This is a genomic window from Geothrix sp. 21YS21S-2, from assembly GCF_030846775.1.
Lineage (GTDB): Bacteria > Acidobacteriota > Holophagae > Holophagales > Holophagaceae > Mesoterricola.
Genome location: NZ_CP132910.1, coordinates 840,569 through 866,445, shown reverse-complemented (window position 1 = coordinate 866,445; position 25,877 = coordinate 840,569). Strand labels below are relative to the sequence as shown.

Genomic DNA, 25,877 nt, shown 5'->3' with positions numbered 1-25,877 from the left:
CACCCATGCGCACCTCCACCTCCTTCGGGGAACTCCAGCCCAGGCCGCTGTTCGAGCCGGCCATCGTTAAGCGCGCTGCGCTGGCCGCCTTCGGCAAGCTCAACCCCGTCCACCAGCTCAAGAACCCCGTGATGTTCACCGTGTGGGTGGGCAGCGCCTTCACCCTGGTCCTGTGGGTCCAGGCCCTCCAGGGCAGGGGGGACGCCCCGTCCGGATTCATCCTGGCCATCTCCCTCTGGCTCTGGTTCACCCTGCTCTTCGCCAACTTCGCCGAGGCCATGGCCGAGGGCCGGGGCAAGGCCCAGGCCGACAGCCTGCGCAAGGCCAAGCGCGACGTCACCGCCAAGCTGCTCAAGGAACCGAAGTACGGCGCCCCCTGGGAGAGCGTGGGGGCCTCCTTCCTGCGCATCGGCATGCCCGTGCTGGTCGAGGCCGGGGACACCATCCCCGGCGACGGCGAGGTGATCGAGGGGGTGGCCTCCGTGAACGAGGCGGCCATCACCGGCGAATCGGCCCCCGTGATCCGCGAGTCCGGCGGGGACCGCTCCGCCGTCACCGGCGGCACCCAGGTGCTGTCGGATTGGCTGGTGGTGCGCATCGCCTCCAACCCCGGCGAGACGTTCCTGGACCGCATGATCGCCATGGTGGAAGGCGCCAAGCGCAAGAAGACCCCCAACGAGATCGCCCTGGACATCCTCCTGGCCGCGCTGACCATCATCTTCCTTCTGGCCACCGCCACCCTGCTTCCCTATTCGGTCTACAGCGTCAAGGCCGCGGGGCAGGGCAGCCCCGTGTCTCTCACGGTGCTCGTGGCCCTCCTGGTGTGCCTGATCCCCACCACCATCGGCGGGCTCCTCAGCGCCATCGGCATCGCCGGCATGGACCGCATGGTGCAGGCCAACGTCATCGCCACCTCGGGCCGCGCGGTGGAAGCCGCGGGCGACGTGGACGTGCTGCTCCTGGACAAGACCGGCACCATCACCCTGGGCAACCGCCAGGCCGTGGCGTTCGTGCCCGCCGAGGGCGTGGACGTCGCGCACCTGGCCGACGCCGCGCAGCTCAGCAGCCTCGCCGACGAGACCCCCGAGGGCCGCAGCATCGTGGTGCTGGCCAAGGAGCAGTACGGCCTGCGGGAGCGCGACATCCACGCCCTGGGCGCGAAGTTCATCCCCTTCACCGCCCAGACCCGCATGAGCGGCGTGGCGCTTGAGGGCCGGGAGATCCGCAAGGGCGCCGTGAGCGCCATCGAGGCCTGGGTGGAGTGCGCGGGCGGCGAGTTCCCCGCGTCCCTGCGGGTGGCGGTGGACGGCATCGCCCGCAGCGGCGGCACCCCCCTGGTGGTGGCCGAGACCGACGGGAACGGGACCCGGGCCCTGGGCGTGATCAACCTCAAGGACATCGTCAAGGGCGGCATCCGCGAGCGCTTCGCCGAGCTGCGCGAGATGGGCATCCGCACCGTCATGATCACCGGGGACAACCCGCTCACCGCCGCGGCCATCGCCGCCGAGGCCGGGGTGGACGACTTCCTGGCCCAGGCCACCCCCGAGGCCAAGCTCAAGCTCATCCGCGACTACCAGGCCGGGGGGCGCCTGGTGGCCATGACCGGCGACGGCACCAACGACGCCCCGGCCCTGGCCCAGGCGGACGTGGCCGTGGCCATGAACACCGGGACGCAGGCCGCCAAGGAGGCCGGGAACATGGTGGACCTGGACTCCAATCCCACCAAGCTCATCGAGATCGTGCGGATCGGCAAGCAGATGCTCATGACCCGCGGCTCGCTCACCACCTTCAGCATCGCCAACGACGTGGCCAAGTACTTCGCCATCATCCCCGCCGCCTTCGCCGTCACCTACCCCCAGCTGAAGATCCTCAACGTCATGGGCCTCCACAGCCCCGGCAGCGCCATCCTCTCGGCGGTGATCTTCAACGCCCTGGTCATCGTCTTCCTGATCCCCCTGGCCCTGCGGGGCGTGGCGTACCGGCCCCTGGGCGCGGCCGCGGTGCTCCGGCGCAACCTCCTGGTGTACGGCGCCGGCGGCATCGTGGTGCCCTTCATCGGCATCAAGCTCATCGATCTCGCGCTCGTCGCAGCCCATCTGGTCTGAGGTCCGCCATGTCCCTGCTCCGTCCCGCCCTCGCCGTCACCGGCTCCCTGGTCCTCATCACCGGCCTGGCCTACCCCCTCGCCCTCACCGGGGCCGGCCGGGCCCTCTTCCCCGGCCAGGCCCGGGGCAGCCTCATCGTCCGGGACGGCCGGGTCCTGGGGAGCCGCCTCATCGGCCAGCACACCGAGGATCCGGCCTTCTTCTGGGGCCGGCTCTCGGCTGCGGCCTTCCCCACCGACGCGGCCAATTCCTCCGGCTCCAACCTCGCCCCGTCCAACCCGGCCCTCAAGGCCGCCGCGGAGCGCCGCATCCAGGCCCTGCGCCAGGCCGATCCCGGCAACCCCCTCCCGGTGCCTGCCGACCTGGTCACGGCCTCGGCCAGCGGGCTGGACCCCCACATCACGCCGGCGGCCGCCGACTACCAGGTGCGGCGCGTGGCCCGGGTCCGGGGCCTGCCGGAGACCGAGGTCCGCGCCCGGGTGGCCCAGGCCACTTCCGGCCGGCTCCTGGGCCTGTTCGGGGAACCCCGGGTGAACGTCCTGGAGCTCAACCTCGGCCTGGGGGAGCGCAAGCCATGACCGGACTCTGGTTCCTTCCCATGGCGATCGCCGTCGGGGTCGCCGGCACCCGGACCTGGCTGCAGGTGCGCCACTCCCTCAGGATCGCCAGGGACAGGGCCCCCTGGCTTCTCCCTGTCCTGGCGTGGCTGCCCCTCGTATGCTGGATCCTGAGCAGGTTCGTGACCCAGGATTGAGATGACCCCAGCCGGAACGCCCCGATGGATGTGGCTTGCCGCGGCAGGCGCGGTGGCCGTCACCACCGCGTGCGGTTTCGTGGTGAACCGCTACCTCCAGCTGGCGGACCTGGTGGTGCTCTACATGCTGTGCATCACGGTGGTGGCCACCCGCTTCGAGAAGGGGCCGGCCTTCCTCGCCACGGCCCTCAGCGTGGGCTGCCTGGACTTCTTCTTCATCAAGCCCTATCTGACGTTCTCGGTGCACGACGCGAGGTACATGGGCACCTTCGGCATGATGATGGGCGTGGGCTGGATCGTGGGGAACCTGGCCGGGCGCATCCGCGCCCAGGCCCGGGAGGCCGTGGAGCGCGAGCGGCACACCACGTCCCTCTACCGCCTGGGGGGCATCCTGGCCGAGGGGGGCGACGCGGCGGCCATCCAGGAGCGGGTGGAGACCTACCTCGGCCGGGAGCTGGGCGGCCCGGTGCTGATCCTCCTGCCGGGTCCGGGGGGCGATCTCCGGGCCCGGAGCGGGCTGAACCCGGACGAGCTGGGCGTGGCCCAGTGGGCCCTGGCGAACCGGAAGGCCTCCGGCGCGGGCACCCCGAACCTGCCGGGCTCCCGGGCCCTGTTCCTGCCCATGGGGAGCCCGAGGTTCGCCGAGGGGATCCTGGCCGTGTTCCCACCCACCACCGCCGCCCGGGACCTCCTGGAGAGCATGGCCGCCCAGGTCTCGCTCGCCCTTGGGCGGGCGCGCCTCGCCTCCGAGCGTACCGAGGCCCGCATCCGGGCCGAACAGGAGCACCTCCGCAGCATCCTCCTCAGCACCATCTCCCACGACCTGCGCACCCCGCTGGGCACCATCACCGGCGCCTCCAGCACGCTGCTCGACCCCGGTCCCGAGGCCACCGCCGAGGACCGGCGGATGCTCCTGGCCACCATCCATCAGGAGTCCCGCCGCCTGGAGAAGCTCGTGGACAACCTCCTGGACCTCACCCGGCTGGAGTCGGGCCAGGTGCAGGTGAAGAAGGAGTGGGTGCCGGTGGAGGAGATCGTGGGCTCGGCCCTGAACCGCCTCGAGGCCCAGCTCGAGGATCGCGCCGTGGCCCTGGACCTCCGGGAGACGTGGATCCCCCTGGACCCGGTGCTCATGGAGCAGGTGCTCCTGAACCTCCTGGACAACGCCCTGAAGTTCAGCCCCCCCGGCTCCACCCTGGACATCGCCTGCAGGGCCGACGGGGACGCCGCCACCCTCGCCATCACCGACCACGGCCCCGGCCTGGAGCCCGGCGAGGAGGAGCGGATCTTCGAGAAGCTCTACCGGGGCAGCCGCTCCGCCTCGGCCCCCGGGGCCGGCCTGGGCCTGGCCATCTGCCGGGGCATCATCCAGGCCCACGGCGGCTCCATCACCGCCCGGAGCGCCCCCCAGGGGGGCACCCGGATCCTCATCACCCTGCCCCTGGAGGGCGTGCCTCCCGCGCTGGACGACTGCCCATGACCCAGGACCACCCCCTCATCCTCGTCATCGAGGACGAACCCCCCCTCAGGCGCTACCTGCGGGCCACGCTCCAGTCCTTCGGCTACCGGGTGGAGGAGGCCGCCACCGGCGCGGAGGGCAAGGGCATGGCCGCGCGCCTGAACCCCGACGTGGTGCTCCTGGACCTGGGCCTGCCCGACATGGACGGCCTGGACCTGGCCCAGGAGCTCCGCGGCTGGAGCAGGGTGCCCATCATCATCGTCAGCGCCCGGGGCAAGGAGGAGGACAAGATCCGCGCCCTGGACGTGGGCGCCGACGACTACCTCACCAAGCCCTTCGGCTCCGGCGAGCTGCTGGCGCGCATCCGCGTGGCCCTGCGCCACGCCGCGGAGGTGGCCGGCGCCGCCCCGGAGGCCGTGGTGGAGATCGGCCCCCTGAGGATGGACTTCGCCAGCCGCGAGGTCACCGTGGAGGGCGTCGAGGTGCACCTCTCGCCCAACGAGTTCGCCCTGCTGGGCGTCCTGGCCCGCCACGCCGGCAAGGTCCTCACCCACCGCCAGCTCCTGCACGAGGTGTGGGGCGGCGTGGCCTCGGCCCAGCCCACCTACCTGCGGGTCTACATGGCCAACCTGCGCAAGAAGCTGGAGCCCGATCCGGCCCGGCCCAGGCTCCTGCTCACCGAGCCCGGCGTCGGCTACCGGCTCAAGGCTTGACCAGGGACGTTCTCCTCAGGAAGATCACCCCCGTCTCGCGGACCAGGTTCCCCTGGGGGTCCAGGAGGCCGTTCAGCTCGGAGGCTTCCACCTTGTACGGTTTGCGGGCGTCGTCGTTCACGTACCAGCCGTCCGTTCCACGGATCGCGGCCCACATGTGGCCCCGGTTCCTGAGGGTGAGGGCCGTGGGGATGAGGCCCATGGTCCCGATGCGCCTGGCGGAGCTGCTGGCCTCGTCCACCTGGTAGAGGGGGAGCCCCACGCGGGGGCTGAATTCCAGCGCCCGTTTCGGGCCCATGTGGACGAGCTGGATCCTGGCGGTGGACGGTACCTTGTAGGGGTACTGGTTTACGTGCATGCCGCTGGTGGCGAGGGTTTGGGTGGTGACATGGCTGATGTAGGCGTCAAGGCTCACCTGGCCGGAAGGACCGGAAGGGGTGATTTGCCGATCCGGGGACACGACCAGGCTGAAGGGGTGATCCTGCCAGAAGGGGATGGGGGATCCGCCGTCGCGGGTGCTCCGGTCCTTGATTCTGATGTCGAACTTCCCCTTGAGTCCGAGCACCTCGAGGATGTCGTTCAGGACGAGGTCGTCGAACCCCCCCGCCCCCTGGGTGTCCGACACATGATGCCTAAGCTTCGGGTGGTGCTGGAACGCGTCGATCAGCCCCCGCATGGGATCCTGGGCATCGGCGGGGCGCCTGTCGCCCAGGCGGATGTAGTTGAGGGTGAACCGGAGCTGCCGGCGAACGCCCGCCATCGCCGCGTCGTCGCCCGGGTGATCCCGCAGACTGTCATCCACCTCCTTGAGGCTGGCCAGCACCTTGATGGCCGCATTGAGGAAGCAGGACGACCCGGTGTTGGTCAGGCCGGGCCAGTTCTTGACCTGGCCCCGGTTGAAGGGCGCCACGTCGACGGCCGGATCGAAGTGGGTCTCCCCCGCGATGAACTCTACGGGGCTGGCGGCCTTTCCCGCCCTGCAGTGGACGCCGACCGGCCCCGACTTCGCTCCCGCCGGCACCAGCACGCTGATGACCCCGTCCGTCTCCAGGAAGTCGGTGGCTTCGACGCCTCCGAAATGCACCTTGGTGACGCCCTCGAGGTGGGTTCCCTCGATGGTGACCTCGTCGCCGGTGCGTCCCAGGATCGGATGGAGACTGGAAATGACCGGCGCGTCGGTCCTCGGGGAGGGGTCCGCCGGGACGGGACGGGCCACGGAGACGGGAGTCGAGGGGGAACCCCCGTTCCCCTTGCAACCAAGGGCGAGGATCGACAGAGCGGAAAGGGCGAAGGGAACGGGTCGGTAGGTCATACGGAGGATAAATGGTGAATCGAGTTGACGGGTTCCCAGGAAAATCGACCGAATCCTCCTTGTATTTCCCAACCCAGGGCGCAGGTCCCCGGCGGCCCGCCGTTTGTGGATTCCGGCGCTGTCGGGCTAGAATCGGAACGGCCCTATAGCTCAGCGGTCAGAGCTGGCGGCTCATAACCGCTTGGTCCAGGGTTCGAATCCCTGTGGGGCCACCACCAAGACCCCCGTCACCATTAGGTTTCGGGGGTCTTCATTTTTGGAAGGACCTTCGACATGTTGACTTTCGATGATGTGTCAACATGGTGTAAGTGTTGAAAATCTGGGTCAAATCAGGAAGGAATCCCCATTTGATCCCCACGGATTTTCCGGAGTTCTTCTGGCGTCCATTCCCTCGAAACGGCATCAGCTGCGTCAAGCGCGGCGGCCCTGGCGGAGGGATCACTGGAGCGCGAAATCATCTGGATTGTGGCCCGGTCATTGGTTTTGACGGCCGTGAGCAGGGTGAAGACCCAGAGGGGCAGGTGGACTAGCATGGCTTCTCCAGGCCCCATGTACCGGGGCAATGGTTGGAATGGGCCGAAGGCCCTGGACTCGGGACACTCAGACCGCGCAACGCAACGGCCCAGCGTATTTCCACATGGGTTTTGTATTCCGCCGGAATCCCGAGGAGGGATGTCCCGCTGCGGGCGGGTCCGGCGTTGCTGGGTTCTGAGGCCCAACCCCCATGCTAAGAGGATTTTTTCCCCTGAGTAGAAGGAAACAAGTTGGTAGACAGAAAATGTCTATACCGAAACCGATCAGCACTCCTATACGACTGTTCAAGGGTTTTAATTGACGGATCAAAGGTTCTGGTGATAAGTGGGGCATAGATTATGGAGGTTCGCTATGGCCATCTCGAATACGGCGAAGGTGTTCCTGATTGGAGGCGTGGGTTTTGCCGGCCTGATTGCCCTATCCTCGTATACCGCCGATGTTGAGAAACGAACTGCGGCAGAGGCCAAGGCGAAGTCGGACGCAATCATCAAGAAGCAGGAAGATGATCGCCTCGCCAGATTGCAGGCCATGACCCCGGCCGGTCACCTTGCCGAAATCCAGCAAGCCTACGATCTCATGAAGATGGCCTTTCCCCAAATTGAGAACCAAGTGGAAGGTTAGTCCTCGGTTAAATTGGGGGCAAAAAGACCGCCAAGCCGCAGGCTTGGTCGGGTTCATGATACCTTCTCCGCTGCCTGGGTGGAGGATAGAGCGCCGGAGGGATCCGACTCGAGCGCCATCCCAGGGGCCTGCACTGCAGGAGCAAGGGGGCCGCGTGCGGTCCTCTTGCTGACCGCGGGTAGGCCCCAAGGCGGTAAATCCCGGGGGTCCGGGGGCAGAGCCCCCGACTTGGAAAGCCGGGCAAACTCCCTGGGCGTATAGAATCCGAGGCTGGAATGCGGGTGGCACTCGTTGTATCGCTTGCTGAAGGCCTTGATGATGACGGCGGCCTCCCGCACGCCGTGGAAGGTTTCCTGGTTAAGGCATTCGTCCCGGAACCTGGCGTTGAAGCTCTCGGCGTAGCCGTTCTGCCAGGGCTTGCCGGGGTCGATGAGGTGAGTGTCGATGCCCAGGTCCCCGATCCATAATTTCAGGTCGATGGCGATGAACTCTGAGCCGTTGTCGCTGCGCAAGAACTTGGGTACGCCGCGCTCCTGGAAGACCCGGGCCAGCACGCCACGGACCTGAAGGGAATTGAAGGTGTGCCCAACCTCGATGGCCAGCGACTCCCGAGTGAACTCGTCTTCCAAGGTCAGGAACTTCAAGGAGACGCCATTGAACGACCAGTCGAAGACGAAGTCGTAGGTCCAGACATGGTTGATGAACTCGGCCTTCCGAGGAACGCTGTCCCCGGTCCTGATTTTCTTCCGCCTTGGCCGCCGAGAAACCTGAAGGCCGTACTTCTGCCAGATGCGGTTCACGGCTTTGATGTTGATGACGACGCCGCTGCGCCGGAGCAGGGCCCAGACGCGGTTCTGCCCGTAGCGAGGGTGTTCGGCGCTCAGGGCCTTGATCAGGTCAGCCTGGTGGTCCTGGGGCTTGGGCCGGGCTTGGTAGCGCTGCCCAGTCCTTGTGATGCCCAGAAGCACAGCGATCCTGCGCTCCGAAATCCCTTCAGCCTTCAAGAGCCTTACCCCCTCGCGTTTCTGAGGAGCGCTCACCATTTTTTTGCGAGCAGTTCCTTCATGGCGTCGATCTCGACGTCCCGCTGCCCAAGGAGCCGCAGGAGGCGAGCGTTGTCCTTCTCCAACTGCTTGAGCTTCCGGACGTCCTGCACGGTGTTCCCGGAGAACTTGTTCCGCCACCGGTAGAAGGTCACCTCGGAGACGCCGGCCTTTTTGCAAAGCTCGGTGATGGTGTTTTCGCCTCGTTCTGCCTCACGCAGAAGGGCGACGATCTGCTCGTCGGTGAGCTTGGGCTTGCGCATTCAGGGTTCTCCTCGTTCAGGATGAGCCCTAACGTTTCATTTGGTACTCAGATTTGGGGAAAGGCCAAAGAAGAACGGCTATGCACCGGAGCAGGCGAACCGAATTCGGACCCATGTGGGCTTCATCCCAAAGGAAACTCCGGAGTTCTCCAAGGCGGCGGCGCTTGCAGGCCAGATCGGATCGCTGAAGAAGGTGGCCGATGCCAAGCAGGCGGAGGCCGCGAAGGAGGCTGAGAGGAAACTCCACGCCGCATGGAGGAAGGAGGGCGTTCGCATCGGTATGCCGGCGGAACGGGTCCGGTACTCGAGTTGGGGCCGGCCGGACCATATCAACCGGAGCGTTTACCGTGACGGTGTCCGCCATGAACAGTGGTGCTACTCCAGCGGGTCCTTCCTCTACTTCGAGGACGGCATCCTCACCGGGATCCAGAACTGAAAAGGGAGGGGGCCATCCTGTGGCCCCCATCTGGTTCCCACAATCTCCAGGCCTCACACCATAGGCACCTCCTCGGAATCGAACTGACGGGGGTCGAGTGTCGCCTCATATTCCGCCTCCAGGCGCCGGGACTCGCGGATCCGCGCGACCATCCGCTCCGCGGCGCGCAGCTGGGCGCGGGTGGGCTTTTCGACCGGCCTGCTCATGCCATGGTGTCCTCGATCAGGCCGCCGACGATGGCCGTGGCGCTGTCGTAGTAGCGGAAAAACTTGAACGTGATGTGGGCTGCGGCGCTCTGGTTGCCGAGGCCAGCCACTCCGAAATGCGTAGGGGTGAACGCCGGGTTGTAGGCATAGTCGGTCCAGGTCTCCCCATCCCAGCTCGTGCCCCAGTGGTAGTTGCCGCTCGCGCGCCAGATGCGGAGGTATCGGGCCTGCTCGGTGCGCAGGAAAAGGTTGCTTGAAAAGCTGTTGTAGCCCGTCCAGGTGTAAAGCCATGTGGTGAAATAGTTGTAGGTCAGGCTGCCGAGAATGACCTGGTTGCCGGCCCCCGCGGTCACGCCATCGGCCAGGAGGATGCCAAATCCAGCATTGCTCCCGGTGGCGGCCTCGGACTGGACGCCCCCCTTCATGACGATCATGAAGTCCCCCGGGGGGATGGGTTGCATCTTGGATGGAAGAGTCGCCCCCGTACTGGTGCATTTCATATAGAGGGCACCGGGCACCGTCGTGTTCACGTTCACGACGCTAGGGGCCGTCCAATTGACCGTGGTCCATTTGCTATCCAGGGTGGTCCCGCTGGAGTATTCATCATTCAGCGCACTGGGCGTGGTGGGAGGTCGGTCCGGATCCCAATGCGTCCACGTGGTCCCACTACCGCCGCCGCCGGACGGGGGGTCGGCCCATTCGATGTTGTAGTCGGTGTTGTCCACCTTGCGGGGAATCTGGTGCGTGGTTCCACCGGGGGGAAAGCCCACGGGCGGATCCGCCCAAGCGCCCCCGCCTTCCACCCTGGTCACCACCTGCCCGAGCGTCCCGCCCGGGGGGAGGCCGGAGGGGAGGGTCATCCAGGCTTGGACTCCTCCCACCTTCCCAATTACTTGACCCTCTGTGCCACCCTCCGGTGTGGACATTTTATTATTCGAAAGGGACCAGAGCAGGGCGTCGATGGCATCGAAGTTGTCGTTGATCTGCAGGCCCCAGGTGTGGCCGTTGATGATGCCATCGCCCTCGAGGGGTTGGTAGAAGTTGAAATGGGTCGTGTACGTGGCCATCGGCGCCTCAGTTCAGATCCGCGATCTTGGTTTCGCCCCGCCAGAGCGTGGGCGTCGGGTCCTCGGCGCCCTCCAGGTGCACCACCTCACCCGACGAATCCAGGTAGCTGAAGATGCTGTAGGGGTGGGCTGCCGCTGTATCTGTGGACTGCAGGACGTAGAACGCGCTGTAGTCCAGGGGCTGCCCCTCGCGGTGGAACACCACCGCCTCTCCAGCCGTGCCCCAGAGACCCACCATCTCATCGCTGCCCGTGGCCAGGGATGGCGGGGTGCGGACCCGGTACCGGTGGTCCCGATCCACGAGGTAATAGCCCCGGGATACGGCTCCCGTGGATGACTCCTGGTCCCACTCATCCAGGATCGTTGTGCTGCCCCAGATCAGGGCATAGATGCACTGGGCGTTGTAGGTCACGGGATGGGCGATGTAGGGCTCCAGGTAGTAGCCCCCGCCCCACGTGTGATAGAGGTTAATTCGTACGCCGGACTGGACGAGGTGCGCGACGCCGAAGCACGAAGGGTCCCAGTCGCCAGTGGAGACGAGTTCGTGGGAGGTGACCCAGGGAGCCCCGCCCTCAAGCCCTCGGTAGGTGATCTCGTAGGATGCCCGGGCATGAACCGAATACCAGTCCCCGGGGTTGTCCACGGCCCGCTGATCCCCCACGTAGGTCATGAGGGTCACGATTCGGTTCGTGAAGGTTTCCACGTGCTCCAGGCGCCAGTTGGTCAATCCGTGACCGTAAGCCGTCATGGCCAGGGTGCCGGTGAGGGTGGACCGAACCGGGAACGTGTAACTCCCGCCATAAACCGCATAGGGCCCATAGAGGGTCTGCATCTGCCCATTGACCCACCCATAGGTGTAGCTCGGCACCCAGGCAGAGGTCTGCAACTGGCCGGCGGCATAGTCGGATTGGACCCACTGCCCGGAACTCGGGGCCTGGTCGGGGATATCCTCCGAGGCAACCAATGAAAACACGCCCACGCCATCCTCGCCCACGCTGTCGAGGTGGTAGAGCACGGACCGCACTGGGCAGCGCAGCATATTGGTCGTGGCAAATTTCGGCGTGCAGGTGAGGTAGATCTCCCCGTCCACTACCAGGATTCCCGCGTCCGTGGTGAGGTCTCCAGCCTCGATGATCTGGTCCAGGCGGGCATACGCCTGGAACGTGTGGTTGACCCGATCCAGGAGGTCCCTGCGCTGGATTTCCGCAGTCCAGGAGCCCGATGGGTAGCCCGCGAGGCTGACGATCTTGAGGTTGTAGAGCCACCGGGCGCCCACGATGGGCCCGGGCACACGCGAGGAATCCCAGGTGTAATAACTCCACTGGCCATAGCTCCAACCGGTGGGATACGAGTTGGGATCGGCCGAAGCTCCACCCGCGGAGCTGGTTGCCTGCAGAATCAATTGAATTCCCCGGTGAACGATTCCCCGGGTGTCTTGGATCCCATGGGTGAAGTCGAAGGCCTGAGCCGAGAAGGTCAGGACCGTCAGGCCCAGGATCGGCTCCACAACCACCGGGTAGATCTCCGACCCGTTGACGATTTCCCCCACGGCATCCAGGGTGGGAAGTTCCACCTGCGGGCCCCAGGCGCCATCCGTCCACGCCTCCCGGAAGGAGGTCAGCCCGGTGTCCCAGGCCAGGTTCAACTCCAAGCGGAAGCCACGATGCGCCCAGGCCCGGGCATGGCCTGCACCGCTCCCGAGTTCGTGGAGGCGGCCGTCCGGGATCCACCGGATCTTCCGCCCCTCCCGGGTCGAAGCCTGGAGGGTCCACCTCGCCACAGGCAACCCGACCCCCGAGAGGACGGTGATCCGGGTTGGCTGCGTGGCATCGTAAACCGTGCTCACAGGGAGGCCCAATCGGGGATGGGCCCGGGAATCGTGGCGATGAGGCTGAGAGCCAAGGAGGTGTGCACCACCCGCTTGAGGTCCTGGAGTTCCAAGGCCTTCGTCGGATCCGGCTGGGCGCTGAAGCTGTAGGCCTTGTCCAGGTGCGGTTCAACCAGGCATGGGGCCTGGAAGGCATAGGTGAAGATCAGGCTCAAAGCGGTGACAGTCAGGATGGTGACCGGGGGACCCCAGGCCCCGCTGGTCCAGGTTTCCCGAATGCTCTCCACCCCTCGGTCCCAGCTGATATCCAGGCGGGGGCGGAATCCACGATGGGTCCACTGCTTGGCCCACTGGGCTCCGCTGCCGAGATCGTGGGGCACACCTTCAGGGGGGAAGGACAGTTTCAGGCCCTCCCGCTGCTCCTTCTGGAGGGTGATCCGGTACAGAGGCGTCGTGCCGTCCGCGGCATAGAGCGTGATCCGGGTCTGATTCAGGCCGTACACGACCCAGGTCATGCGCCACCTCCAGGGATTTCCAGCAATTCAACGTCCGCGCTCCGCAGCTCGGGGGACCAGTTCAACTGGGTCAGCTTCCAGGTCCGGCCTGCTGCGGGAACCCGGTCCCCGACCTGATAGGCGGCCCAGAACGGGGGCGCCATGGCGGCCTGGAGGCCGCGCGCGGGATCAACCCAGGTTGCGGTCCTGGCGGCCGCCGGGACCCCCCAGTGGGCCGCCATGGAATCGCCAATGGCCTGCGACTGGGCAGGGCTGCTCAAGACCTTGGAGAGGTCCAGTTGCAAGACCTTGCCTCCGGTCCAGGCCGGCAGGGATACGGTGGTCTCGGTCGTACCCGCGATCTGATCCTGAAAACCCACCTCGACCTGACCCGTCCAGATGCCCACCGGGCAGAAGGTCACGTTGCCCTCGGCGGCCGGGGATACGGAACCACGCAGGGTCCCGGACCTGCGGGAGACCATGGCGATGCTGCCATCGGGCAGCTGGACTCCGGTGGCCATGAGGGCTTGGCCGAGCTGCTCCATGTAGTCCAGGGAAGACAGGTCCGAAAGGCTCACCCTCTCCAGGACCTGGGACACCAGGTTGTCAACAAGGAACAACCGTCCGCCCAGCAGGCCCACGCATCGATCCCCCTGGCCCGTGCGCACCATGCGCCCCAGGATGCTGCCGCTTGCAGGGACTGGATTTGCGATCAGGCTTCCTCGGCTGAAGTTGACGGATTTGTCCAGGGGGGCCGCCGGGTTGGGCTCGGGAGTGCCATTGGCCACCTGCAGGTTCCCGTCGAGCTGGATCAGGCGCGCCCGGCGCTGGACCTTGCCGTCGTCGTCCTGGTAGCTCTCAAGGCCCAGGGCGACCCACCCGGAGATCCGCCCAGCGACGATGGAAAGGGGCTGCACGGTCCCCGGGATGATTTCAACCGTTGAGAGGTCGCTTGTCACCACCGTCCCGCCATCCACCAGCCACAGGCGCGTGTGGGGGTAGACCACGCCCGAGAGGGTCTCGGGGTAGGTGCACATGATTAGGCCTCCGCCGATAGCCCACGGGCCGGCCTGGGGGGTTGTGAGGGAGCTGGTGGCCCGGACCGTGAGGGCTCCGCCGGATGCGATGCTGAGGAGGCAGGCCGAGGCAGCGGTGAAGGGCCCCGATCCAGAGACCCAGAGGCCCAGGATGGCCTCCTGGTGGGTCCCAGAGGAGGCATAGGCCCCCATCCCCAGTTGGAGAATGGAGCCCGTGGGCAGACCGGTGGGGGTGACGGTTGAGCCTGATCCCAGGGTGCCCGCGCCGGAATGGGCCTCGAAGGTCCAGGTCCCACTGGTGACCGTGTAGCGCCCCGGGGCGAGGCTCTGGGCGGAGTAGTGGATCACCTTGGTGGGAACCCGGCCCGAGGCGGCCTGACTGGACCAGGACAAGGCCGTTCCGGACCAGGTGAGGCCGATGGAGGCGGGGATCTGATCCGTGATGGATTCGGAGCTCCGGGCGGACCGGCGCCACCCATTGGGCGGGATGGTGGCCCCTGAACTCAAGTCCCCATCGATCCAAAGGGACGGAGGAAAGAGCGAATTGGCACCGCCGGGCCACTGGTTGAGGTTGCCTACCTGGCGCGCAGTGATCGCGGCATCAGAGGAGGCAATCCAGGACCAGGAGGTATCAACGGTCCCCTCCCACACGCCGGCGGATGGGCTGGCCCCGGTCCCATCGGTCCCGCCCCGGCGGGAGATGCGCACCTTGCCGGCCCGGTCCAGGGGCTGAATGTCCGTGGCCCCGTAGAGGTCCGGCGTGGCCTGCAGGGGTAGCCACGTAAGGCAGGGGGCGGTGGTGATGGCCGGCAGGAGGTGACTGGTGTCCACCGACCAGGGAGCGACCACCTTGCGGAGCATTGACACGCCATCCACCAGGACCGGATCCTGGCTGTTCCTCCGAATCCGGATCACATTGGCCATGGTGAGGGCATTTTGCAGGGGATCCTTGAGCCAGACCCGGTTGCGCTCCCCGTCCACGTCGATGGCGGTCCATTCGGTGGAGGCGGTCCTGGAATTGCTGTCCTTGTAGGTCACGGTGAGCTTGTCCCCGGCGACCAGCTGCCCCACCGCTCGGAACCGGACCCAGGCTTGGCCATCCGCTCCGGTCGCGGGCGCCGGGATGTCCTCGGCCAGGACGTAGTGGCTGAGCTCGGCCTCCGAGGCGTTCCAGGTGATGGTGCTGCCCACAGACAGGACCCCGGCCAGGTTGGGCGTGCCGGCGAAGGTGTAGCGGAAGGGGCGCCACAATAGGCCCTCGGAATCCGAGGCCGAGATGCTGGGGTCCCAGGACACTGAGGCCACAGCGTAGGTTTGCCCCGCGATGGTGGCCGTCAGGGCCGGGGCCGCCGGAGGATCGTAATAAACGGCGTGACCGCCCAGATCCAGGTTTTCCCGGGCCACGGCTGCCCCGCCCGCGAGGGAACCGCCGGCCCAGAGGGCCTGTTCAAGGGCGAGGGCGTTGGACCGGGGCGTGTAGGCGCTCACCACGGCGTGGAGGGCGGCGTCCGCCGTGGTCACGGTGAGGGGCGAGGCGGCCGCACCGGGAACGGAGGGATACGGCCGCAGGATGGAGGAGATGTCCTGGAGTTTCCGCTCGGCGAGAAGCTGGGAGGAGGCATAGACCGTGAAGGTGGTGGTGGCATCCATCTCCGACCACTGGATGGTGGTCTCGTCCAGGTACCCGAAGAACCGAACCTCGGAATTGGTGCTCCACTGCTCGGTGATGGTAATCCAGGGCCCGGCGTAGCGGGATGAGGTGGCCAAGATGGTGCTGGAGGGCCCCAACTGCGTGGCCAGGGACCCGTCCGGATCGGCCAGGGAGATGGATACCTGGCCGATGCTCGCGCGAAGGAGGTCCCGCTCCATGGACTGGGAGATGGCGTCCATCGGCATCCCGTTGGGCGTCAGGTCCAGGGTGCGCAGCGCGGCTACATCCGAGGCGGTGGGTCCGAAGATTGAAATCCAGGACGGATCCGGCGTCCCGAGGCGCTCGGTCGCGAGGGCATGCCAGGTGGACACTAGATGCCTCCCAGGACGGATCCGGGCCGCAGGACGACCCCGCGCGTGCCCTGGGCGTGCGCCAGGGTCTTCAGGACGTAGTTCGCGGCCCGGGTCATCCCGGCTTTGGAGGTGTCCATGATGATGGCACCACGGAACATGCCATCCGCGTTCAGGACGGTTTGGCCTCCCCCGCCCGCATTGGGGGTCGAGGCGTAGCTCGAACCCAGGCGCTGGTAGCCCTGGGCCTGCTGCTGGGAGGCGAGGACGTTGGCGGAAAGGTTGTAGGCCCAGTCTTTGAAATCGTGCTCGGGCGCCACCAGCTCCGGGCCGGCCTCGCCCATGAGGGAGAGGGTGGGCTTGTTGATGAGCCCGCCCACCGCGTGGGCCGTGATGGAGTTCATCACCGCCATCATGACGGCGATGCCGGCCAGGGCCATGGCGATTCCGACCCAGGGAATGCCGGCGTAGGCGCTGAAGAAGCCCGAAGTGGCCTTGCCAATGTTCGCGCCAGTGGCGGTCGTAGAGGCCGCGGCTTCCGTGCCGGCGGCGGCCGTGGTGGCCACGGATCCGGTGACGGTGGCTGCGGTCTTCTCTGCCTGCAGCCCGATCTCTTCCTTGGTCGAGATCCTCCGCCAGAGGGCCATGGCTTTCTCCAGGCCCCAGTTCATGACCTGTTTCGCCATGACCTTGGAGAGTTCCCCGATGATCGACTGGGAAATGCCCTTCCATATGGAGCGAAGGCCGTCAGCCAGTTTCATCTGGAAGGTGAGGATGCCCGTGAATCCGCTGGCGAAGGCATTCTCCACGCCATTGATGACGCCGGTGACCATATCCTTCCATCGTTTGAAAGCATCCTGGCTCTCGATGAGGTATTCGTCCACCGCCCGGGATGCACCCGCCTTCCCGGTGTAGCCGAAGATTTGGGAGGCCGCCTCGTGGTCCTTCCTGATTTGCTCCGCCTTCCTCTTTTCCTCATCCTCCATTTCCTTGATCAGCCAGGCGTTATCCTTTCTCCGCTCTTCCTGGCCGCGGAGGACATCCGCCGAATCGATGGCGGCCATCCGTTGATAGTGCCGGAGGCGCTCTGCCTCGATGGCTTTGCGGACCTTCTTCTCCGCATCCACCGCTTCTCGGCCCGACCCCGTTTCCGCATAATTACCGCCACCCTGAAGGGCGACCGATTTCTTCTGGGCCGCCTGGAGTTCGCCCCAGCGGGTCATCTGCCGCATGGTGTAAGCGTCGCCGATCTCGTTCAAGGCGTTGACCGTGTCCTGCCAGTGGACCGTGAGATCCTTGTTGGCCAAGGCCCATTCCCGTTTGAATCCCGGAATCCCTCCCGTGAGGAACCCCCAGATCGGGTTGAGGATGGCCACGGCCGTTTCGTAGATCGCCCGGATCACACCCACCAGGCCGACCGCGAACATCTTGAACCCCGACCAGATGCCATCGAGGATCTCGAAGACGCTGCGCAGAGCGCCCCCGAGAACCTTCAGGGCGCTCGGACCTTCCTCCGCAGCTGCGTTGTTGAACTGGGTCATGACCGGCATCAATTCCTGGCCGATCCTGATCTTGAGGGCCTTCAGTGTAACGTCCAGCTTCTCACTGGCGGCCCGGTAGTCGCTGGTTGCTTGGACTGCATCACTTCCAACGATGAGGTTGAGACGCTCCGTTTCCTCACGCGCCGACCGGAGGGCCTCTTCGTTGATTTTCAGATACTTCTGAACCTCCAACCAACCCTTTCCGAAAATTTGGGTAGAGGCCACGTTTCGGTCCGTCCCGATTTTCATTTCGGAAAGTGCCTTGAAGGTATCCAGCATCACGTCCCTGGAGTTCCGAAGGTGACCAGAGCTATCCCGTGTGGAGATCCCCAGGTTATGGAAGGCCTCCTCATTCGAATTGAGCGTCCGGGTCATTTTTGCGGCGATGCTCAGGAACGTGTCCGCGTCCCCATAGACTCGCGAAATGGCCATTCCGAAGACAGAGGCCTCTTCGGTAGTGATCCCCAGCGTGCGGGCCAATTTCGAGGCCTCGATGGTCCAGTCCTTCGTTTCCGCCACCGTCCCCTTGAGAAACGACGTGCCCCCCACAAGGCCCGCGAGGGCGATGAGGGGGGCTTGGATGTTGCCGAGGACCTTGGACATGCTGGTCCCCATCGCATTCACTTCAGAGGCGAACCCCTTCAGGCCGGCAGTGCTCTGGTGGAGCGTATCGAAGAGGCTCTTGGCATCTCCGGTGATTTCGACCTTGACGGGGTTGGCCACTGTTCATTCCTCAGGCGGTGGGGGTGGGTCGGGGGCCTTCTCGGCCATCGCGAATCGGGTTGCCCAGAGCTGCAGGGACCGCTCCCATGCAGACCACCTGCGCTCCTGGAGGAGCCTCCATGCCCATGAAAGCGCTTCATCAGCATCCAGGACGCAGGCGGCGTCGTGGCCCCCAGCTTCGGGGGCCAGGAGGTGGATCAGGATGTCTGGCCCTGGGCTTTCAGCACCTTGGTCCTGATTTCTTCGGTGATGGCGGGCAAAGAGCCGATGGTGTCGGCTCTGTACCGAAGACATCGCTCGAAAAAATCGGCCACGATCCCGGCGGCCTCCTCGGCGTCCATGTCCCCGGCCTGCTCCAGGAGAGAGTCGAGGACCGAGGGGTTCGTCTTGGCCTTCCGCAGGATGTCGGGAGAAGCGAGGTAGACCGCCACCATTTCGACGTCGGCCCCTTCATCCACATTCTGGATGCGGTCCAGGAGCTGGAGACCCCTGGTGAGGTGGAGGAGGCTGAGCTTCTTGATCTCCATGGTCTACCTCACAGAGCCGCGGCGTTGGCGAAGTCGAAGGCGTGGGTGCAGTACTCGCCGTTGATCGGGCTGATCAGGGAGGTCTCCGCCTGGCTGGAGAAGGAGATCTTCATGTCCACGTCCTTGCCCTTGGCCAGGGACAGGTCGGTGTCCACGCTCAAGGTCACCCGGGGGATGATCATGTGGTCGAATTCGCCCAGGAACTTCACGCTGGGCATGCGGTAGATCAGGATGTACTTGTTCAGGATCCGCTCCGAACCCTGGCCCATGCGGATCCGACCGGCCTTCCCGGTGGCGGCGGCGATCGAGATCATGTTTCCGGCCGGCGTGGAGAAGGCATCCGCCAGGTGATCCGCGTTGAGATCCTGGAACGTGAACTCGCCCCCGATCAGGGTGTCCATGGCCGCGAGGGTAAACTTGGGGCCGTCGTTGCCGTCGACCTCCACCTTTTCCTGGGTCATCTTGGGCTTGAAGCCGTCGGCGGTCAGGAAGCCCCAGGGGGCCACGAGGGGGTTGAGCACCTTGCACGTGGTCGGATCCACGTAGAGGCGCTGCATGAAGCCTTCCAGGTAGTCCGCGAACACGGGCGCGGCCGGGGGGGCCAGCCACCGCAGGGGGCCCGAGGCCAGGCCCAGGGCAGGGGTGAGGGTGGCGCCGGTGCCGCCGGTGGCCGTGCAGGTGGGGGCCGTGGTGTAGCCCGCGCCGGGATCGGTGATGAGGACCTGGGTGATGATGCCCGAGGGGGCCACGATGGTGCCCTGCGCCTGACGGGTGGGCGTGCCGCCCCCGGCGAAGGTGACCGCGGTGCCGGTGGTGAACCCGGTGCCGCCGGCGGTGACCGTGACCTTGCCCACCTCGTGGGCACAGTCGTAGTACGGGAGCACGAAGAGCTTACCGACGCCGGTTCGGAGCCAGTTGTTGTCCGCGGCCGCGAGACCGCCAAAGTTGCTGCCCATTAGAGATTCTCCTCATGGGTGGGGGCGGGGGCCTCGCTGAGGGCCGCCGGGGGTTCAGGGGTGGGTTCCGGCCCGGGGCCCGGGTCGGGGGTGATGGAGGGGGCCTCCAGCCGGCGAACGCCCTCGAGGGGGAGCAGCTGGTCCAGGACCTCGGGCGCCACATAGACAGGGATTCCGGCCGGGAGCAGGACATCCTGGTCCGGGAACTGGTAGCTCCGCCCGGTGGCGATCACATTGGGATCATTCATTGATCTGCTCCGTGAAGTCCTTGTAGATGGATTCGAAGTCCAGGTCCGCGCCGGCCAGGCGCACATTGGACGGGCTCCCGAAGGGCTGGAAGCCCATGAAGGTGGTGGAGCGGACCAGCCCCCCCAGGGAATCGTCCTGGAGGACGGTGGTCTTCACCCAGTTGCGGATCTCCGCCGTTGCGGCCAGCATGGGGCCGATCGCGCGGATTTCCACCCGGACCGCGGCGGCCCGCCAGTCCCAGCCATGATCGTTCAGGACGGAATGGAACTTGTCATCGGCCAGGTACACGCCGAGGACCGGGAGTTCCTCCTCCGCCACGGGGAGGAGATCGTGATCCAGGATCCGATCGGCTCCCTGGAGCGCGGCAGGCCGGGAGGGGGAGGAGGTGAGGAGGTCCAGAAACCTCTGGACCACCTCATCCGGCGTGGTGGGGGGCCCGGCGCTCATGGGACCTCCAGCCAGAGGAGGGTGATGGCCCCATCGTCCTTGAGGGACGGGAACCGGACCTTGTAGGAGACCTGGCTGCCCTGTGGCCCCACGGCCAGGACGCTTCCCTTCTTGACGCCAGGGAGACTGCCCGTGGCGATCGTCAGGGCTTGGGACATGCCCGCGGCCTGCAGCTGCCCGCCGAGGTCCTGGAGGTCCGTCTCGGCATCGAACAGGCCCCAGGTCGTGGAAGTCTGAAACGACACCTGGACGGCTCCGGGCAGGCCGCGGAACATGTTCGCCAGGTCACCTGCAAGATCAAGCATGGATCATCCCTTGAGGGCCAGGAGCTCGGCGGCCTCTTCGGCCGTCATGGATTCGCCCTTGGCGGTGAGTTCGGTGATGCGGGCGTCCTTCGCGGCCTGTTCCTCGGCGGCCTTGGCTTCGAGGAGGGCATCCCCGGCCTTCTTGGCCCGGAAGTCCAGAAGGGCCTGGATGAGGTCCTCCTTCTTCTTCCGCGCGTCGAGGTTGAGGCCTTCGCCCTTGGCCAGGGTCGCGATCTCCTTGGAGGTCAGGCTCTCCAGGGGGATTTCGGCCAGGTCCACGGACTCCAGGAGCAGGGGGCTGACCTCGCCGTCGTAATCCACGGTTTCCCCGGCCCGGAACTCGATGGGGCGGAGGATCTCGTAGCGGCCGTCCTCGAGGAGGGCCAGGTTCTGGATGCGATCCGCGGCCTGTTCCTCGGAGAGACCGATGATCCCGGTTGCGAACCGGGCCACGATCCCTTTGACTTTCAGAATTGGCATTGTTCCTCCGAAGGGGGGAGCGATTCGCACCGCTCCCCCCGGGAAAGGGCCGTTTAGGCCATGACCACCTGGCACGCCATCTGCCAGTAGCCGTAGCCGACGTTCCGCCACGTATCGACGCCGAACTGCCAGGCGTCGTTGTCGAACTCGAACTCGGAGCCTTCGGCCTTCGCCTTGAGGGCGATGGGGGCCTCCTCCTGGCGGATGATGGCCTTGACGCTGCCGTCGGTCCGGAACACCACGAAGGTGCTGGTCCAGGAGTTCAGGCGGGCGTTCATGGCCACGCGGATGGTCATGCCCTGCAGGTTCGGGATGAGGTTGATGGCGTTGCTGGTGAGGACGTTGTTGTTCACCGCGGCCTGGGCGACCAGATAGAGGCTGGTGGGGACCATCACCAGGAACTCGGCGGCGTTCTCGTTCATGGGCTCGCCCTGGTCATCCTTGAAGCTGATGATCTGGGCGATCGCCTTGAGGATGCACTGCTGCATCTCTTCCGCCGAGGGAGCGGCGGCGGTTCCGTGCACCTGGCAGGGCAGGCCGGAGAGAGTGACGCTGAGCTTGTTGCTCTGGGTCCCCGAATTGCCCTCGGAGTGGCTGGTGGAGAAGTAGTACTGGGTGTCGTAGCAGACCGTGCTGGCCCCGTTGAGGATCAGCTGGGACGCGAGGCTGGCCCAGTGGGCGTTGGTCCGGTCCGCGAGGTCGTTGATGCGCACCTTGATCTGCCCCGTCTTGTCCCGGCGCGCGTCCTTCTTCAGGATCTCGATCGTGGACTCGAAGTGCAGGTTGGTGATGGTGAGCTTGTTCTCGAGGAAGCCCTTGGCCTGGCGGCCGCCCACCCACAGGCGGAGCTGAGGCGACATGCCCAGCCAGGCGTAGGTCTCGGCGTCCTGGTCCGAGGTGAAGTAGTTGGTGGCCGCGTCGATCCAGCCCGTGCCAACGGACTGGTCGAGACGCGCGTAGTAGAACCCGCAGATCGCGCGGCTAGAGAGAAGTTCCGCACCCATGGGGATGTCTCCTTATTTGAGCATCCGCTGCATCTGGATGATGGCGGCAGCGAGGGATGCGAAGTTGTTGTTGAGGGTGGCCTGCACGAAGGAGGCCGTGACGTCGGCGATGGCGGTGGCGGGCGTGCCGACGCTGTACGTCAGCTCGGTGTTGACGCCCCCGAACTCGGACTCGTAGGCCACCACGGCGATGCCGGTGGCGATCCAGCGGGACACCCGTCCGATGTAGGTGTTGGAGCCCTGGGTCAGGGTGAAGGTGTTGTCGTCGGAGGCGAACACCGGCTTGCCGAGGTCGGTGATGGCGACGCCGGAGATGGCCAGCTGGACCTTGCCCTCGTCGATGACGCGGACGGTCTTGTCGCCGGCGGCTCCGAGGGTGTTGTCCACCTTGGCTTCGGAGAAGCCCACGAAGGTGTCGCCGGCCACCAGGGCGCGGGCGTAGCCGGTCGCCGGGTTGATGCCGACGGCGGAGCCCTCGTAAACCACGACGGCCGCGGTGAGGGGGAACTCGTTGCGATCGCCCTGCTCGAAGGCGCGGGGGGAGTTGTTGGTGAGTGCCATGGTCGCGGCTCCTTATTTCTTGCCGAAGATGCGGGCCTGGCCGTTGGCTTCGGCGCGCATGTAGGCGGTGAAGACGTCGAGGGTCCCGAACTCCTCGCGGACCTCGGGCTTCTTCTCCCATTCGGCCTTGCACCGGTCCTCGAGGGGGAGGTGGTCCAGGGCGGCGTCGGGAGCCTGGGGGGCGGGGGCGGTCGCGTGGGGCAGGGGGGCGGGGGCATCCGCCTCGATGGTCCGGGCCATCACTTCGCGCTTGCCGCGCTCGGCCTGCAGGACGGCCATGGCGGCCTCGGGGCCGGTGGTCTTGCCGTCGAAGGCGAGGGTGTTGATGAGGGCCTCGTGGCCGGGAAGCCCGGCGGCGAGGACGGCCTTGATGCGGGCGAGTTCGGCGGTGGCACCATCGGCCCGGCCCTCGGCCTTCAGGGCCGCGGCAGCCTCCGGATGCTCCGCCAGGATCTGTTCTTTCGTGAGGGACACGTTGGTCTCCTGTGGTTGGGGTTGAGGTTGCAGCGCAGCACCGGCGCTTTTGCAGGGATCGGGCATACTGCCCTGGGACAGCTGAGCGATGAGTTCGTCCAAGGTGGAAACACCGTCCACCAGGCCGGCCTCGATCGCCTGTTTGCCGACGAAAACGCGCCCGTCGGCCATGTCGGAAAGGACGGTTTCCGGATCGCAGCAGCGATTCCGAGCCACGTCGTTGACGAATGCGGTGTAGAGGGCGTCCACCCGGCCCTGGAGCATGGCGAGGCCATCCTCAGACAGGGGCGCATACTCATGGGCGATGGCCTTGTACTTGCCGGCGGTGACCGGGGTGGTCTTCATTCCCTTCATCGCCTGCGCCCCGGATTGATCCGTGTGGGAGGTGATGACCCCGATGGAGCCCACCAGGGTGGTATCCCCGGAGATGAACAGCTGGTCGGCCGCGCTGCCGATCCAGTAGGCGGCAGAGGCCATCATCCCATCGGTGAAGGCCACGACCGGCTTGGTCCCCCGGGCGCCGGCGATTAGTGAGGCCAGCTCCTGGGTTCCGTCCACGGCCCCACCGGGGGAATCGATGGCCAGGATGATCGCCTTGACGTTGGGGTCCTGGAGGGCGAGGGAGAATTGCTGGCCGACGTAGCTGCTGGAGGCCCCGCCGGAGATCTGGGAGAGCAGGGTCATGCGCTTGGCGATCACGCCCTCGATGGGGAGGATGGCCACGCCCTGCTCGATGCAGTAGGGGCTGGGCTCGTTGGCCAGGGGCCGGCCCAGGGAGGCCTCCAGCCCCCTGATGTCGATCTTTTCGCCGCGGCAGTGCCGCTCATAGATGCCCATCACTTCCGCGTGCATCTGCGGCGTGATGGCCCAGGGGGCGTAAACCAGGTCCGCGAGTCTCATTCTTCCCCCGGGGGAACGTTGGTGGTGGGCTTGCCGGTGATCGCCACTGGGGCATCCGTGACCAGGCCGAGTTCCTTCCGGCGTGCTCTTTCCTTGCCCTGCTGGACGGCGTTCTCCTCCCAATCGCCCCCGTTGGCCGCGATCGTCTCGGCCTCGAGGGTGCTGGTCCCGGTCTCGATGCGCAGGGCCGCGGCCTCGCCCTCCTTGACCGGATCGATCTGGCTCTGGGCGTCTCCGATCCAGAGGCACCCGAGGTAGGCCCGCCGGATGGCGGGATCATCGAAGAAGCCGGGGGCAGCGATGCGGCCCGAGGCCACGGCCTCTTCCATCCAGGCCTCGTAGACCGGGGCGCAGAAGGACTTGACCAGCCACCGCCGGCGGATCTTGAAGAAGCGCCAGGCCTCCTGGAGGGCGGCCCGGGCGGCGGTGTAGCTGGAGGTGAAGTGTTTCACCAGGACTTCGAAGGGAAGCTCCAGGGCCACGCCGATCTGGCGCAGGATGGCCATCACGAAGGGATCGAAGGCTTGGTTGGGCCTCTTCGGGTCCGCGATTTCGATCTTCTCCCCGGGGAGAAGATCCACGATCGAGCCGGATCCGAGCTTCACCTCGTTGTCCTTGGAAGGGCTGCTCGAATCGTCGTTGAGGGAGACGGAATTCAGTCCGTTCCCGTCGGGCGATGTCACGAAGACCGAGAACATGCCGTTCAGGACCGCGGCCATGACCTCCGCATCCGTGTAGTGGCCCAGCTGCTTGAGGAGCTCGATCACTGGCGATAGGTAGGGATACCCGCGGGTCTGCCCCGGCCGCCGGCGGTCGAAGTGATGGAGGATTCGGCGCGTTCCCCGGGGGGTGTAGGCCTGAACCCTGTCCCAGACGCGCGCGGAGGGTGCGATGGATCCAGGGTGCTGGCGCAGGATGTGGTAGGCCACCGGGGCCCCATCCACATCCATCTCGACCCCGCCGGCGAAGGTGTCGGTTTCCCTCTGGCTCTGGGGGTTGCAGACCCGATCGGCCTCGATGACCTGGATCTTCAGGCCGTAGGCCTCCTTCCCGAACTTCTTTCGGGGGAGGAGTGAGAAGACGTCCCCACTCTCCAGCGCGGAGCGGAAGACGATGCCCTGGAGGCCATAGCCATCATCGTTCCGGGTGATGTCGCAGTCGGTTGATTCGAAGAAGAGCTCCCATTCCCGCCGGGTGTTCTTCTGCCAGGCGTCGGCCTCCTCCGGGGTCATGCCCAGCAGCTCCGCGTTGATGCGGGGGCGTGCTTGGATTCCGGTGCCGATCACGTTGGTGACCACCGTGTTGATGGCCCCGCAGGCCAGGGGCACGTTCCGGCCCAGGTCACGGGAGCGATCCCGCATGGTTTCCAGGTCGTACAGGAGGTCCGCATCGGCGGAACCGGTGGGCGTGTTCCATTCCGCCGTGGCCCGCCGCGACCGGGAACCGCCGTTCCAAGAGCCGATCATGGCCACGGTCGCGCGGTTCTGGATCCGCTCCCGCTTCAGCCGGGGGCTGAAGAAGCCGATGGCCTCGTCCAGGAGGGTCGGCTGGACTGCGGCCTTGATCGCCTCGATGGTCTGCCGGCGGCTCATCGGGGCACCCCGTTGCGGACGCGCATGCCGGTCCTGGACAGACGAACGACCCAGGAGTTCCAGTATGTGATGTTGTTCTGGATCTCGGCGGCGTTCGCGCGGGTCATCTTGCGCCCGTGAATTTCGTAGGCCTGCCCGGAGGCGACCGCGGAATCCGCTGCCATCCATTCTGCGAGCTTCGATTGGGCTTGATCGAGGGTTATGCCAGCCATGGGCAAAGAGTCGCGCTCAGGCCCCTATGTTTT

Annotated in this window: 27 protein-coding genes and 1 tRNA gene; 8 read left to right on the top strand and 20 right to left on the bottom strand. The window is 66.2% G+C overall.

All coding sequences use genetic code 11. From position 1 onward, the window contains the following. Positions 1–5 precede the first annotated feature (5 nt). Genes kdpB through RAH40_RS03910 form a run of 5 tightly spaced genes read left to right on the top strand, consistent with a single transcriptional unit; the run spans position 6 to position 5,031 of the window. Positions 6–2,105, top strand: a complete 2,100-nt coding sequence (kdpB, locus tag RAH40_RS03930) for a potassium-transporting ATPase subunit KdpB (protein ID WP_306600774.1) — start codon at positions 6–8, stop codon at positions 2,103–2,105. Between the two features lie 8 nt (positions 2,106–2,113). Continuing rightward, complete coding sequence (gene kdpC / locus RAH40_RS03925) at positions 2,114–2,683, top strand: potassium-transporting ATPase subunit KdpC (RefSeq protein WP_306600773.1); 570 nt, start codon at positions 2,114–2,116, stop codon at positions 2,681–2,683. After that, positions 2,680–2,859, top strand: coding sequence for a hypothetical protein (locus RAH40_RS03920; protein WP_306600772.1), 180 nt, complete (start codon positions 2,680–2,682; stop codon positions 2,857–2,859). The genes kdpC and RAH40_RS03920 overlap by 4 nt, the downstream gene beginning before the upstream one ends. A gap of 1 nt (position 2,860) precedes the next feature. Beyond that, positions 2,861–4,339: an ATP-binding protein gene (locus RAH40_RS03915; protein WP_306600771.1), complete on the top strand. Its 1,479-nt coding sequence runs from the start codon at positions 2,861–2,863 to the stop codon at positions 4,337–4,339. Next, positions 4,336–5,031 carry a response regulator gene (locus RAH40_RS03910; protein ID WP_306600770.1) on the top strand — a complete coding sequence of 232 codons (696 nt, stop codon included), beginning with the start codon at positions 4,336–4,338 and terminating at the stop codon, positions 5,029–5,031. The genes RAH40_RS03915 and RAH40_RS03910 overlap by 4 nt, the downstream gene beginning before the upstream one ends. On the opposite strand, the gene RAH40_RS03905 is transcribed toward RAH40_RS03910, so the two are convergent. After that, entirely contained in the window at positions 5,021–6,247 is a 1,227-nt protein-coding gene (locus RAH40_RS03905) for an IPT/TIG domain-containing protein (RefSeq protein WP_306600769.1), read from the bottom strand. The two genes, RAH40_RS03910 and RAH40_RS03905, sit on opposite strands and share 11 nt — an antisense overlap. Positions 6,248–6,482: 235 nt before the next feature. Between RAH40_RS03905 and RAH40_RS03900 the strand changes: the two genes are divergently transcribed. Then, positions 6,483–6,558, top strand: a tRNA-Ile gene (locus RAH40_RS03900). Positions 6,559–7,228: 670 nt separating this feature from the next. Continuing rightward, the gene (locus tag RAH40_RS03895) at positions 7,229–7,498 is read left to right on the top strand and encodes a hypothetical protein (RefSeq protein ID WP_306600768.1); all 270 of its coding nucleotides are present in this window, start codon (positions 7,229–7,231) and stop codon (positions 7,496–7,498) included. Between the two features lie 53 nt (positions 7,499–7,551). Here RAH40_RS03895 and RAH40_RS03890 read toward each other — a convergent pair whose 3' ends face one another. Together RAH40_RS03890 and RAH40_RS03885 are read right to left on the bottom strand one after the other, a co-directional pair. Then, positions 7,552–8,541, bottom strand: a complete 990-nt coding sequence (locus RAH40_RS03890; protein WP_306598848.1) for an IS3 family transposase — start codon at positions 8,539–8,541, stop codon at positions 7,552–7,554. Further along, positions 8,535–8,804, bottom strand: a complete 270-nt coding sequence (locus RAH40_RS03885) for a transposase (protein WP_306598849.1) — start codon at positions 8,802–8,804, stop codon at positions 8,535–8,537. The genes RAH40_RS03890 and RAH40_RS03885 overlap by 7 nt, the downstream gene beginning before the upstream one ends. Positions 8,805–8,844: 40 nt before the next feature. On the opposite strand from RAH40_RS03885, the gene RAH40_RS03880 reads away from it, so the two are divergent. Beyond that, positions 8,845–9,240: a hypothetical protein gene (locus tag RAH40_RS03880; protein ID WP_306600767.1), complete on the top strand. Its 396-nt coding sequence runs from the start codon at positions 8,845–8,847 to the stop codon at positions 9,238–9,240. Positions 9,241–9,293: 53 nt separating this feature from the next. On the opposite strand, the gene RAH40_RS03875 is transcribed toward RAH40_RS03880, so the two are convergent. From RAH40_RS03875 to RAH40_RS23015, 17 genes are all read right to left on the bottom strand, one after another. Beyond that, complete coding sequence (locus tag RAH40_RS03875) at positions 9,294–9,446, bottom strand: hypothetical protein (RefSeq protein WP_306600766.1); 153 nt, start codon at positions 9,444–9,446, stop codon at positions 9,294–9,296. Further along, positions 9,443–10,513 carry a hypothetical protein gene (locus RAH40_RS03870; protein WP_306600765.1) on the bottom strand — a complete coding sequence of 357 codons (1,071 nt, stop codon included), beginning with the start codon at positions 10,511–10,513 and terminating at the stop codon, positions 9,443–9,445. The genes RAH40_RS03875 and RAH40_RS03870 overlap by 4 nt, the downstream gene beginning before the upstream one ends. Positions 10,514–10,520: 7 nt before the next feature. Beyond that, entirely contained in the window at positions 10,521–12,164 is a 1,644-nt protein-coding gene (locus RAH40_RS03865) for a hypothetical protein (RefSeq protein ID WP_306600764.1), read from the bottom strand. A 191-nt stretch (positions 12,165–12,355) separates the two neighbouring features. Further along, positions 12,356–12,856, bottom strand: a complete 501-nt coding sequence (locus RAH40_RS03860) for a hypothetical protein (protein ID WP_306600763.1) — start codon at positions 12,854–12,856, stop codon at positions 12,356–12,358. Next, positions 12,853–15,894 (bottom strand): hypothetical protein, encoded by a 3,042-nt coding sequence (locus RAH40_RS03855; protein ID WP_306600762.1) that lies wholly within the window; start codon positions 15,892–15,894, stop codon positions 12,853–12,855. Before RAH40_RS03855 ends, RAH40_RS03860 begins: the two co-directional genes overlap by 4 nt. Then, positions 15,894–18,137: a phage tail tape measure C-terminal domain-containing protein gene (locus RAH40_RS03850; RefSeq protein WP_306600761.1), complete on the bottom strand. Its 2,244-nt coding sequence runs from the start codon at positions 18,135–18,137 to the stop codon at positions 15,894–15,896. Before RAH40_RS03850 ends, RAH40_RS03855 begins: the two co-directional genes overlap by 1 nt. 197 nt (positions 18,138–18,334) lie before the next feature. Then, positions 18,335–18,664: a hypothetical protein gene (locus RAH40_RS03845; protein WP_306600760.1), complete on the bottom strand. Its 330-nt coding sequence runs from the start codon at positions 18,662–18,664 to the stop codon at positions 18,335–18,337. Positions 18,665–18,672: 8 nt separating this feature from the next. Beyond that, positions 18,673–19,620, bottom strand: a complete 948-nt coding sequence (locus tag RAH40_RS03840) for a hypothetical protein (protein WP_306600759.1) — start codon at positions 19,618–19,620, stop codon at positions 18,673–18,675. Continuing rightward, the gene (locus tag RAH40_RS03835; RefSeq protein ID WP_306600758.1) at positions 19,620–19,868 is read right to left on the bottom strand and encodes a hypothetical protein; all 249 of its coding nucleotides are present in this window, start codon (positions 19,866–19,868) and stop codon (positions 19,620–19,622) included. The genes RAH40_RS03840 and RAH40_RS03835 overlap by 1 nt, the downstream gene beginning before the upstream one ends. Then, complete coding sequence (locus RAH40_RS03830) at positions 19,861–20,316, bottom strand: hypothetical protein (RefSeq protein WP_306600757.1); 456 nt, start codon at positions 20,314–20,316, stop codon at positions 19,861–19,863. Before RAH40_RS03830 ends, RAH40_RS03835 begins: the two co-directional genes overlap by 8 nt. Continuing rightward, positions 20,313–20,621 (bottom strand): hypothetical protein, encoded by a 309-nt coding sequence (locus RAH40_RS03825; protein ID WP_306600756.1) that lies wholly within the window; start codon positions 20,619–20,621, stop codon positions 20,313–20,315. The genes RAH40_RS03830 and RAH40_RS03825 overlap by 4 nt, the downstream gene beginning before the upstream one ends. A 3-nt stretch (positions 20,622–20,624) precedes the next feature. Then, positions 20,625–21,101, bottom strand: a complete 477-nt coding sequence (locus RAH40_RS03820; RefSeq protein ID WP_306600755.1) for a hypothetical protein — start codon at positions 21,099–21,101, stop codon at positions 20,625–20,627. Positions 21,102–21,154: 53 nt separating this feature from the next. Further along, the gene (locus tag RAH40_RS03815) at positions 21,155–22,105 is read right to left on the bottom strand and encodes a Mu-like prophage major head subunit gpT family protein (protein WP_306600754.1); all 951 of its coding nucleotides are present in this window, start codon (positions 22,103–22,105) and stop codon (positions 21,155–21,157) included. A gap of 12 nt (positions 22,106–22,117) precedes the next feature. Further along, complete coding sequence (locus RAH40_RS03810) at positions 22,118–22,666, bottom strand: hypothetical protein (RefSeq protein ID WP_306600753.1); 549 nt, start codon at positions 22,664–22,666, stop codon at positions 22,118–22,120. Between the two features lie 12 nt (positions 22,667–22,678). Next, positions 22,679–24,040 carry a S49 family peptidase gene (locus RAH40_RS03805; RefSeq protein ID WP_306600752.1) on the bottom strand — a complete coding sequence of 454 codons (1,362 nt, stop codon included), beginning with the start codon at positions 24,038–24,040 and terminating at the stop codon, positions 22,679–22,681. After that, a complete protein-coding gene (locus RAH40_RS03800) occupies positions 24,037–25,632 on the bottom strand; it encodes a phage portal protein (protein ID WP_306600751.1) in 1,596 nt (531 codons plus the stop codon). Before RAH40_RS03800 ends, RAH40_RS03805 begins: the two co-directional genes overlap by 4 nt. After that, complete coding sequence (locus RAH40_RS23015) at positions 25,629–25,844, bottom strand: DUF6148 family protein (RefSeq protein ID WP_373432545.1); 216 nt, start codon at positions 25,842–25,844, stop codon at positions 25,629–25,631. Before RAH40_RS23015 ends, RAH40_RS03800 begins: the two co-directional genes overlap by 4 nt. Positions 25,845–25,877: the final 33 nt, after the last annotated feature.